We start from the raw sequence: 12,316 nt of genomic DNA, 5'->3' as shown, positions 1-12,316 counted from the left end.
TATTATACTTATTTTACAGCTTCAATTTTATATAATCCCGAGGCGTGAGGGGCTAACTTTTGAGCAAAACCATGGTTAAACTCGCCAACTTCCTCGCCTTTCCACATATTGGATATTTTAACTTTTCCTGATAAGCCCAAATCTGATAATTTCACTTCTACATCAAGCGAAGAGGCATCTGACACATTGAATAATGCTAAATAAGTCACGCCTTCCTCTTCATTTTTTGAGGTGATTGCTAATTTTTCGTTTTCAAAATACAGTTTACGTACATTCGTACTTTCAGCATGCATTTTTAACACCTCTTTATTGGTTAACAACGACAGCGTAAACGCATCGTTACTAGGCAAATCGCCTCCAAAAAACAACGGTGATTTAAAAATGGTAAAAAACGTCATTAACGTATATTGTTCCTCCTTGGTTAAATTTGCCATACGGTCTTCTCCAACCTCACCTCTGATAGCTAACCTTCCCAAAGGAATCATATCGCAATCTGGCCAGGTGCCTGGTTTAATATAATCGAACCAATCTTGACTTACCTCCATTAAATGTTTAATATGCCACCAACTGTCCCAAACATCATTTACCATACGCCACATATTGGCATGTTCACTAACATGACCTGCTGCATTTACAGGTGTTTCACCAGGTGATGTACTTAACACTATATTGCGTCCACAGTTATCAATAGCTTTTCTTATTAATTCAATTTCCTCTTTATGATAAATTGGTGCCGACAAATCATCTATTTTAATAAAATCAACACCCCAATCGGCATACAATTCAAAAATAGAATTATAATATTCTTGAGCTCCAGGTTTGTTAGCTACAATGGTGTAATTATCCTTTAACCATTTACACTGGTTTTCGGTTGAATATACTTGATCTGCCGTAATACCATTGGTTCCTTTTATGGGAAGTTTATTTTCAACCGCAGTTTTTGGAATTCCTCGCATGATATGAATTCCAAATTTCAGTCCTTTTTTATGAATATAATCTGCTAAGGCTTTAAATCCATTTCCATTACTGGCAGATGGAAATCTATTCGCTGCCGGCAAATATCTACCATATTCATCTATAACATATATTGGATTTTTTTGATTGTAACCTCCAGATGTTGGATTTTCTACAAACCATCGAATATCGACAACCACATATTCCCAACCATAATCTTTAAGATTTTCGGCCATATAATCGGCATTCGCTTTTATTTCGTGCTCCTTTACTGTAGGACCGTAGCAGTCCCAACTATTCCAGCCCATTGGGGGTGTTTGAGCCCATGCTTTAAAACCCTCTTCCTTTTTAAGTGCTTCGGTTACAACAATTTCTTTTTTTATACTGTTTTTACAGGCTACTAAAATCGCAGTAATAGCAATTAGTTTGAATACTTTGAATACGTTGCTTAGTTTCATTAGTTTATAATATTGTTTTTAAGGTCAGATGTTGCATCCATAATCATGCTTCTATATGTTAAAAGTACTTTTAACATGGATGTTTCATCTGTTTTTAATATTGTTTTTTTAAGGTCAGATGTTACATCCATAATCATGCTTCTATGTGTTAAAAGTATTTTTAACATACATGGATGTTTCATGTGTTTACATCTATTTTTTTTCAATGTCATATGAACATCCAAACAACCATCGCTGATATGAGATATAGAGTCAATCATGGATGTTTCATACTTCGTAAGTTGTTTATTTATTAACTCCTGTTGTCGACATTATAATTGGCTTTATAGTTCCATCTTTATTATATTCCAGTTTATCAATACATACCGATCGACTATAACTCCCACCATCGGTTTGTATGCCTCCGTTATGATATATAAAATATGATTGCCCTTTAAATTCAACAATAGCCTGGTGGTTGGTGTTGCTATTCCCTGCTATTTCATTTAAAATGCCTTTATATTCGTAAGGACCTTCAATATTATCGGCCATGGCATAGGCTATTTTCTCAGGAAATTCTGTAGCATAAGTTAAATAATACTTCCCTTTACGTTTATGTATCCAAGGGGCTTCCGTAAATTCAAAACCTTCAAAATTTAATTGTTTTACCTCTCCATCAATTTCAATCATATTCTCTTTTAGTTTGGCATAGTAACATTGTCTGTTTCCCCAGAAAATCCAAGCCTGACCATCGTTATCTATAAAGATTGCCGGATCGATACATGCCCATGAATGCGAAGACGCAAAACAATCTTCATTCGTTAATAAAGGTTTTCCTAAAGCATCTTTAAAAGGCCCTTCAGGGGTATCGGAAACAGCTACTCCTATGCCACTCCAATTGGTACTTATGTACCAATAATATTTTCCATTTTTCTCTATAACATGACCAGCATAAGCATCTCCGCTCGTTGCCCATGAAAAATCTGTAATTTTAAGCGGAATGGGGTATTCTGTCCAATTTTGCATATTGGTAGTGGAAAACACGCACCAATCTTTCATTTTATAGCCTTTTTGCCCACCTTCGAAATCATGACCCGTATATAACCAGAGGGTATCATCTTCAACAATGGCGGCAGGATCGGCAGTATACTTATGAGTAAAAATTGGGTTGCCTTGCGACTTATAATGCCTTGGCTTTTCGGGATCATTTCCCCATTGGTCTTTAAGTCGGTTTAATTCTTCCTTGGTAATTCCTATAACGCTTCCATGCCTTGGATGGAAATTTTTAGTGAAGGATTCTGGTTTTTGAGTAAAACTGTATAAATCTTTACTACGCTGAAACTCATAGCGTCCACTAGAATATAAATCGTACATTAAAATATATTCTTCAGAATTATTCAACTTAAAAACTGAAGAGCCCTCAACCGTTGTTTTATTATCGGCGTAATAATCTATATATTCAAAAGATTCCTTCCACGGTCCTTGTAACGATTTGCTGGTTGCCTGTTTTATACCGTTTTTAATTTCTTTACCATTTTCATCTTTGGTATTTCCCTTGTAGAATAAATGATACGTTCCGTCTTTATAAATAATATCACCATCAATGGCGCCGTCTTTGGCACGGTACATTAATGTTGGAACAGATTCAAATCCTGAAAAATCCTTGTTGGCATAAGCACTGTAAAAATCTAGCTTATCATCATCTTTGAATTTTACAGTAAAATAAATTAGATATTTTTTGACCACAGGATCATAAATGGTTTGTGGCGCCCAAACCCAATAGGCATCAGCAAATTTATCTGGGTAATCTTTTGACAAATTGATTTTACTGTGTTTCCATTCGGTTAGATTATCAGATTTCAACAATACGATTCCCGGATTTTCCTTCCAACCATTTGATGCTGTTGACATATCAGTAGCGACCATGTAATATGAGTTTTTATCTTCGCCTCTTAAAATATGAGGGTCGCGAATGCCTCCGGATTGTGATATGTCATCTGAATTTAATATAGGTTTGTTATTATTTAAGGCCGTCCAGTTAATCGCATCTTCACTGATTGCAAAACGCAGTTGTTCTTCACTTTTTCTGCTTTCCGAAGCGCCTTCAAAATAGGCAAATAGATAACCGTCAAAATGCAGATTTTGTGCTTGCAAGGTAAAAACACATACTACCGACAAAACAACCGTTTTTAACACTAATTTCTTCATGGTTCTTCCTTTTGAAATGATGACATTCCCCAATGATTTTCCAAGCGGATAGCTTCAGATTTAGTTAAAGGAATAACAGCACCATGCTTAGGTGACGTAAAATTTGTTGTTTTCATTTTGCCTTTATTAAAATGCCCTAAATTTTTAAAGGTTTTAAAATCCGTAGTTTCAACAAAACCAAAATTATGTGGTTTTATACTGAAAATATCATACATAAGCACCCATGCTTCGCTGTCCAATCGTTTCCATACATTAGGTGCTTCGCAAGAGCCTGGTTCTTTATCAATCCATTCCGGATTGTATTCGTATCCCTTGTTTATTTCGTTTGAAAACGCCATTTTTATACCTCCCGGATTTTCCTGCGCAACATACATCATACAATAACGACCGTCTGGTAAAGGCGTTATATCGGCATCTAACACTTGAATCTTTTCATTAGGGTAGTCAAACAACAGTTGAGGTTCGGTAATTAGTTTTGTAAAATCTTCGTTGGCGTAAGCATAATACATTTTTGTTAATCCGTGCCCCATTCTCATGGTGAAATACACCATCATTTTTTTCTCCTTCGGATCGTAAATCGCTTGAGGCGCCCAAGCACAACCCATATCTTCATAACCTTCGAAAGCTTCATGAAACAGGAAATTGCTATGTGTCCAATGAATCAAGTCGTAGGATTTCATAAGTACAAAGCCACGGTTGTTGCCCCAATCGTATTTTTCAACAGGCCTTTCCCATTGTGTGTCTCGCAAACCTTGTTCTTTACCAAAGATGTGGAGATCGGTCATCACCACATAAAAAGCACCATCTGGTCCTCTAGTAATGTGAGGATCTCGAATACCTTGTTGACTTGCAATGGTATCGCCCGACACCACAGCTTTTCCTTGATTTACATCGGTAAAACTATAGCCATCGGTACTTAAAGCCATGTGCAAACTATGATCATCATCTTTAAAATAAACCATCAAATAACTACTCATGTCCTTTGGTTCTTCAGTGCTTTTTATCCTTTTTTTGATTGATTCACAGCTAAAAAAAAGTACTATAGCAAGTAATAGATGTATGCTTATTAAGTTCTTTATTTTTCTCATGAATTTGGTTTTTATTTTAAATTTTTTTGAACATCCATTTAATATCATAAATGTGTAGCTTATTTATAAACCATCATCGAAACCGTTTTTACGTGTCTTGTTTTAAGACCTCACAGGTTTTGAAAACCTGTGAGGTCTTAACTGCTCAATATTTTATTACTAAAAGCGGATAATCAGTTAAATTTTTAAAGAATCAGGATGCTTTAAAACATATTCATTATTTTCCGGTTAGGTGTATTATTTTTTGAGCGCCATTATAGGAAACCGATTCATATTTTTTTGAACTGTCCAAACCGACTCCATTATCATTACCAACTAAAGCAATTTTAAAATTATATTGGTTTATGATACCCTTATAATCTCCCTGTTGTTCTCCTATGGTTAGTATTTTAGCCTTGTCGTCCCATTTAAAGTTAATTGTGCTATATTTTCCTTTTTCGTAATTATAATTATCCCCTTCGTCGTTATATAAAGTAAATTCGCAATCAGATCCTGTATAAACCCGTATTTCCAAAGAATCCCAGTTTTTTTCATTCGCATATTGTACCTCTGGTCCCCAAGGAATGATGGCACCTGCTTTTACATATAATGGCATGATATCTACAGGGGTTTCCTTAACTATTTCTTGACCACCTTTTATGGTCTCTCCTGTCCAAAAATCAATCCAGTTGTTTGACTCAGGCAAGTAAACCGAACGATTTTTAACTTTACTAAAATCTTCAACTATATTTTCGTCTTTTCCTTTGGAATACATTTGATTTATTACGGGAGCAACCAAAAATGAGCTTCCAAAAACATACTCATCTGTAATATTTAGTGTTTTTTCATCTTTTGGATATTCCAATGGAAGTGCTTTCATGAACGAATCGGATTGATTGGTTACTTTCCAAGCGGTGGAATACAAATAAGGTAACAATCTATATCTTAACTTGATTGATTTTTCAATGGCATCAAAAGCCCAATCACCTCTATTTCCAAATTGATAAATTTCTCTTGGCAAGTCTGTACCATGTGAGCGCATCATAGGCGTAAAGGTTGCAAACTGAGCCCAACGTACATACAGTTCTTTAAACTCAGGATTTTTTACACCGCCTCCTTTACGATGTCTTCCTGCAAAAAAGCCTCCTATATCTGCATTCCAATAAGGTATTCCACATATGGTGAAGTTTAGTGCAGCAGGAATTTGTTCTCTTAGAGCATCCCAAGAGGATTGAACATCGCCAGACCATGAATTTGCCGCATTTCGTTGTTGCCCTGCAAATGCTGACCTGGTTAATATAAATACCCTTTTGTTTTCAGTTGTTTTTCTTTGGTGCTCATAAATACCTTTTGTGTGCTCTAAAGAAAATGCATTTGATACCGAGCGGTATGACCCTAATTTTGTTTGTTGATCAAAATCACTGTCTTTTACATTAATATGGTCTGGTTCCGTGGAATCTAGCCACCAAGCATCCGTTCCTTTTGAAAACACCCCTTTATTTAAATAGTCCCAATAAATATCCCTAGCTTCTGCGTCATATACATCGTATGGCTTTGTACCACTCTTTGGTGGCCACGTATCAAAATCAATCAGCATATCCTTATCTTTAAACTCAGCATATTGTTCTGTTAACGGTCCAAAACCTGGCCATGCAACTACCATTAAATGGGCATTCATAGCGTGTACCTTGTCAGCCATTTCTTTTGGGTTTGGAAATCTATCGACATCCCATTTCATGGCATTCCATAAGCTATCTTCTCCCCAATATCTCCAATCTTGGATAATACCGTCTAAAGGCACTTCTAATTCCCTATATTTTTTTACGACACTTAATAGTTCTTCTTGGGTTTTATAGCGCTCCCGTGATTGCCAATACCCATAGGTCCATAAAGGAAACATGGGCGCCTGACCTGTTAAATCCCTCATTTTGGTTATGGTTCCTGCACCTTCTTTTCCATACATAAAATAATAATCAACACAATCTCCCAAAGATTCAAATGATGTTTCTTGGTCAGAATCCACAAACTTTGTCTCGGCATAATTATCCCAAAAAACGCTGTAACCTTTTATAGAATAAAAATATGGTATGGTAATATTATGGTTGCTGTTTTTTAACATGACCTCTTGATTGTTTTGCATGAGGTTTCCGTTTTGTAATTGTCCTAAACCATATATAGCCTCATCTGCGGCAAGCTGAAACGATTGCTTTACCATATAGCTTTGTTTACCTGCATCATTGAATGGGGTAAATTGATTTTCTACACTTTGCTCACTTAACAGACTATTTCCATTCAAGTCTTCATATAAAACGTCTCCTGTTTTTAAATTTAATTGAACTTTTATGTCTTTTGATTTTAAAACAATAACATCTTTCTTGTTTGATATCTTTAGTTTTAGGTCTTCTAATGGCTTAATGACTGTTAGCGATTCTTTCTTTAAATTAGAACTGGAAGGGGACTTTAACACCCTTACAATTGATGATGAATAAAATTGAATTTGGATCTTGGTTTCTCCAACGGTTGCAATGATTCCATTTTCTGATTTCACATACTTTTCATTTGAGAATGAAGTGAATAGAACAAAACTTAATGCGATTATACTTAAAATTACTTTTTTCATAAACTTATTCTATTGATTTTATTCCAGACACCGTTGGTTTTACAGGCTTGATACTTCCATCGGCATTAAACTCCAATTTATCTATACAGACTTCCCTGTTAAACCCTGCTGCTCTTCCCATTGTAATACCGTTAGGCCTGTTAAAACGGTGGTAGACAATATGCCATGTGTCGGTATCTGGTGTTTGTATCACACTATTGTGCCCAGTACCGTAAATGCCATCTTCTGGCCTTTTTTCTATTACAATGTTATTTTCCGGAATATTTAATGGCCCTGTTGGAGCATCTGAAGTGGCATATCTTACTCTGTAGTTTGGACTTCTTGTATCGTCTTCAGACCACATAAAGTAGTATTTTCCGTTTCTATAAAAAACCTCGGTGCCTTCTCTAAAGGTGTTACCTGGGTTTAAAAGTTTTAAGGTGTTTGGCTTTATAGTAACCATGTCGTCATTTAACTCAACACACGCCATATGGCCATTACCCCAATACAAATAGCTTTTACCCGACACTGGATCGGTAAAAATATCTGGGTCTATTTCTTGACCGCCTTTAGCTCCTTCTGGTCTTTCTGAAATCAATGGTTCTCCAGAATCTACAAAAGGGCCTGTTGGATTGTCTGATACTGCTACTCCTATTTTCTGTGCTGCCGTGAAATAATAAAAGTATTTATAAGCACCATTAATTTTCTTTTCAATAGCACAAGGCGCCCAAGCATTTCTGTCGGCCCAACTTACATCTTTTTTTAAGTCAAGAATCACACCTTCATCTGTCCAATTAATTAAATCCGGTGATGAGAATGTTTTAAAATACGTACCGGACCATCCTGTAAAACCATCACTTGTTGGATAGATATAATACTTGTTTGTTTTTTGTGAATAAATAATTTCTGGATCGGCATAAAACCCACTTAAAACAGGGTTGTTATCCTCATGAACAGAAACTTTATACGTTTTTGATTTTCCTGCTGATTCAACAACATAATCTACAGCACCTTTAGAAAAATCCTGTGCTCCTGTGGTTTTTAGATTAACCCACGACACCGTTTGAATTTTTAGGTCTAAATTTGTTATGTCAGTTCCTAATTTTACAGGAATGTACATCGTACCTGCTTCGTCATTTATATCAACATTATGGGTTCTTACGGCATCGGAATTAAAATTCACAAAGGCACTTTTATCTAACAAGCCCCATTTTTGAATTAAGGCCTGAGTTTCTTCTTCTGTGATAGGAATTACGGTACCATGTCTTGGATGGAAATTCATAGAAATTTCGTCATCTACAATAGTAAAGTTTTGCAAATCTTTTGTTTTAGTAAACTGATATTTTCCTGATGTGTACATATCATACATTAAAATATATTCATCTGAATCAATCAATTTAAAAATTCCAGAGCCTTCTACTGCCGCATCTGTTTGATCGAAAAAGCCATCTAACTGAACATAACCTTCATTTATTTTATCAGATACTGCTTGCCTAATGCCTCCTCCAGCACTTTCGTTCTTAAAAAACAGGTGATATTTACCATCATTATAAATAATATCACCATCTATACAAGCACTGTTTGATGGGCTATAAAACAACTGTTTTGGGGTCGTTGCCAATCCTGTAAAATCCTTATTTGCGTAGGCATAGTAAATAATATCTGGCCCTTCGTTGCCTAACATAGACCAGTATATCATATACTGATTTGTCTTTTCGTCATAAATGGTTTGTGGTGCCCAAACACGTTTAATGTCACCATATTCCTTTGGATATGTTTCAGGAATGTTTATAATTGATGAGGTCCAATTAATCAAATCGGTTGATTTCATTAAAATCATGGCATAATTATTCCAACCTTGTTCTGTTACATACAAATCCGTAACCACCATATAAAACGTTTTTCCATCTGCACCACGTAAAATATGAGGGTCTCGAACTCCTCCCGATGAGCTAATTGCCTTAGAATCTATAATAGGTTGATTGTTATTAAGCGCATAATAATTATAACCATTGCGACTTAAGGCATAACGAATGGATTCTTCTCCTGGTCCATTTCCCGTGAAATAGGTAAATAGATAATTGGTGTATTTAGCTTCTTTACAAGAATACAAAATTGTCACTGTAAGGCACATTAAAATAAGCTTGTAGCCTAATTTCATTAGTTTCATTTCTAAATATTATAGTTATTATTGTTTAGTTCTTTGGGTATAATGAATTACCAGGATTTCATTTCTTATTTTAAAAAATGAAAAACACATATTATAAGCGTATAAATAACACTTATCAAATATAAAGATTATTATAAATACTATTTTATATTAATTCTATTTTTTTTGATGTATGGCTTCATTTTTCGTGTGCTTATATTGAACTCTTTTGTTTATTGTTTTCAATATTCATATGGAACACCATAGATAACCATGCTCCTGTGTGTTAAAAATATTTTTAGCATGGATGGTTCATCTTAACTTGTAATATCTATTTATTCTACTTCTAATGTAACACTCTTTGGTTTTAACCAAGGACTCGTAAATTCCACTTCAATTGGTGCGCTTTCACCTGTCGCCTGTATATAGGCTGAAATTTTTCCATGAAAAACCCGTTGCTTATTATCCGTGTAATCGGTCATATCACTATTATTACCTGCTTCCAATCCTAATAATTTACCTGGACCACTTATGTTACATGTTATTTCATCATCGGAATGCATAACAGGCACGCCATTTTCATCTACAACCTCCACCATTAATTGAACAACTCCTTTATCTTTATTTATAATATTCTCTTCAACTTTAACTGTTAGAGCATATGGTCGTTTCGATGAGCTTATTGTATAGCGGCTCACTTCTCTACCATCATCATTAATGCCTATTGCTTCCAATTTCCCTAATTGATATGGAATATCCCATGAAATAATTCCTGTTTCCGAGTTATATTTTTTTTCTTCTCCAATAACTTCACCATTTAATTCCAGACGTGCTTTAGAGGCATTGGTATAACAAACCACTTTTATTAGTTGACCTTCTTGATAATTCCATGATGGCCATGCATCCATAGATAATCCGCTATTATTTCTTCTGTTTGAAATATAGGTCCCTATATATATCATTGGTTTTTTAGACCAAAGCGATTGCCTAAAATACCCTCTTGGTTTTATGTTTCCTGAAAAATCCAATAATCCTGAATAAAACCCTCTTGAAGGCCACCTGCCAGATTCTCCAAGATAATCGATACCTGTCCATAAAAACTGCCCAAAAATATGCTCATTGTTTTTTACGGCCAACCACGCTTCGATATCATGCCTATTCTCACTACCATAAATGATACGGTTAGGGTATTTTTCATGATCTGATTGGTATTTGCTTTCGGTATAATTATATCCTGTAATGTCTAAAGTTGCTGGATATTCCGTTTCGTTAGACATGGCTACTCCTGCTAAACCAGCAGTAGTAGGACGTGATCTATCATGCTTTTTTACAGCTGCAACCAAACGTTTTGCAATGGCTCCAAGACGCATAGCATCTGGAGCATCTTTTTTATAACCGCCATATATCGCTTGTGAAAATCCTGTACCGCCGCCGCCATCTAAAACAGGGTGCGAATACGGATCGTTAGGATAATCGACCTCATTACCTATACTCCATGCGAAAACAGACAGGTGATTCCTATCTCGGCGCACCATGTCTTCTAGATCCTTTTCAGCCCAATCGGCAAAAATATCGTAACTACCTTCATATCCTGGTGTTCCTTGGTTCCAGCCTTCCAGCCATTTACGTTTAGGAAATTCCCATTCATCATACGCTTCATTTAAAACCAATAAGCCTAATTCGTCGCAAAGTTCATAAAAAGCCGGTGCTTGTGGATTATGGCTCGTTCTTATGGCATTTACACCTATGTCTTTCAAGGTTTGTAATCTGGTTTTCCAAACTTCCCGCGGTACAGCCGAACCTAAAACACCTGCATCATGATGAAGACATACGCCTTTTATTTTCATCCAAGTATTGTTAAGTGCAAACCCTTTATTAGCATCAAAAGTAAACTTACGAAACCCTGTTTGTGTAATAGATTGGTCTATTACCTTACCATCTTTAAACACCATTGTTTTAAGTTGGTATAAATTTGGAGTGTCTATACTCCATAATTTAGGATTGTTAACTTTTAATTTAGTTGAAATTTTCGCTGATTCGTTTGAAGCTATTTTAATTCCGTTTGAGCTTTTAGCTACTGTTATTCCACCATTTGTAATTAACTCATTAACTACTACTAAACTTGCTATATTATCTGAATCGTTTGTTAATTCAACTTCAACATTTAATATTCCTGAGTGTTTTTCAACTTCAGGATATGCATATATGCCCCACTGTGCTATGTGCACAGGATTTGAATATACTAACCAAACATTACGATAAATACCCGATCCGGTGTACCAACGCGAATCGGCACTTTTGCTATGGTCAACACGTACGGCAATTGTATTATCTTCACCATACTTGATATAAGGCGTCGCATCGTATGCAAAAGAAATGTATCCATTAGGACGTTTTCCCAAAGATTCGCCATTAATAAATACCTCACTTCTATTATAAACACCTTCAAAATATAAGTACACTTTTTGTCCATCCTTTTCTAATGGAATATGTATAGTTTTTCTGTACCAAGCAATACCTCCTGGCAGATAGCCTGTTGCGCTTGCCAAGGTAGGACTTAACTGTTGTTTTATACTCCAATCATGTGGTACATTAACTGTTTCCCACGCATCAGTGTTATATGTAGGTTGCTTAAATTGTTCATTTTCTTGAAGAATGAACTTCCAATCCTCATTTATCTTTTTTGGATTACCAAATGACATCTGACCAAAAACAGATGAATAGCATTGAATAAAAACTATTAAAAAAACTCTTTTTAAAGTTAAACCCATAATAACATCATTAATTTATAATTTATTTGATAATCAATCATTTTTCATTCCTTGTATAATTAAGGCATGCTTGATATAAAGCACAGAATCGCCAGTATCTTCATGGGCACCATTAATTCCATAAGGTCAAA

The 12,316-nt window shown here is 35.4% G+C and carries 7 protein-coding genes; all 7 read right to left on the bottom strand.

Annotated elements, in window-relative coordinates; all coding sequences use genetic code 11:
• Window positions 1-8 precede the first annotated feature (8 nt).
• A complete protein-coding gene (locus CJ739_RS11950) occupies window positions 9-1,412 on the bottom strand; it encodes a glycoside hydrolase family 27 protein (RefSeq protein ID WP_117175579.1) in 1,404 nt (467 codons plus the stop codon).
• Window positions 1,412-1,579 (bottom strand): hypothetical protein, encoded by a 168-nt coding sequence (locus CJ739_RS20350; protein ID WP_162880199.1) that lies wholly within the window; start codon window positions 1,577-1,579, stop codon window positions 1,412-1,414. Before CJ739_RS20350 ends, CJ739_RS11950 begins: the two co-directional genes overlap by 1 nt.
• A gap of 118 nt (window positions 1,580-1,697) precedes the next feature.
• Window positions 1,698-3,599, bottom strand: a complete 1,902-nt coding sequence (locus tag CJ739_RS11945; protein ID WP_117175576.1) for a family 43 glycosylhydrolase — start codon at window positions 3,597-3,599, stop codon at window positions 1,698-1,700.
• On the bottom strand, window positions 3,596-4,687 hold the full coding sequence (locus CJ739_RS11940) for a glycoside hydrolase family 43 protein (RefSeq protein WP_205419358.1): 1,092 nt from the start codon (window positions 4,685-4,687) through the stop codon (window positions 3,596-3,598). The genes CJ739_RS11945 and CJ739_RS11940 overlap by 4 nt, the downstream gene beginning before the upstream one ends.
• A 217-nt stretch (window positions 4,688-4,904) precedes the next feature.
• Window positions 4,905-7,286, bottom strand: a complete 2,382-nt coding sequence (locus CJ739_RS11935; protein WP_117175573.1) for a glycoside hydrolase family 31 protein — start codon at window positions 7,284-7,286, stop codon at window positions 4,905-4,907.
• A 4-nt stretch (window positions 7,287-7,290) separates the two neighbouring features.
• Window positions 7,291-9,435, bottom strand: coding sequence for a glycoside hydrolase family 43 protein (locus CJ739_RS11930; RefSeq protein WP_236951499.1), 2,145 nt, complete (start codon window positions 9,433-9,435; stop codon window positions 7,291-7,293).
• A 314-nt stretch (window positions 9,436-9,749) separates the two neighbouring features.
• Window positions 9,750-12,116: a glycoside hydrolase family 2 TIM barrel-domain containing protein gene (locus tag CJ739_RS11925; RefSeq protein WP_236951498.1), complete on the bottom strand. Its 2,367-nt coding sequence runs from the start codon at window positions 12,114-12,116 to the stop codon at window positions 9,750-9,752.
• Between the last annotated feature and the right edge of the window lie 200 nt (window positions 12,117-12,316).

The organism is Mariniflexile sp. TRM1-10 (assembly GCF_003425985.1).
Classification (GTDB): domain Bacteria; phylum Bacteroidota; class Bacteroidia; order Flavobacteriales; family Flavobacteriaceae; genus Mariniflexile.
The sequence above is the reverse complement of the archived record's forward strand: the minus strand, read 5'-3'. Positions and strand labels throughout refer to the sequence as shown.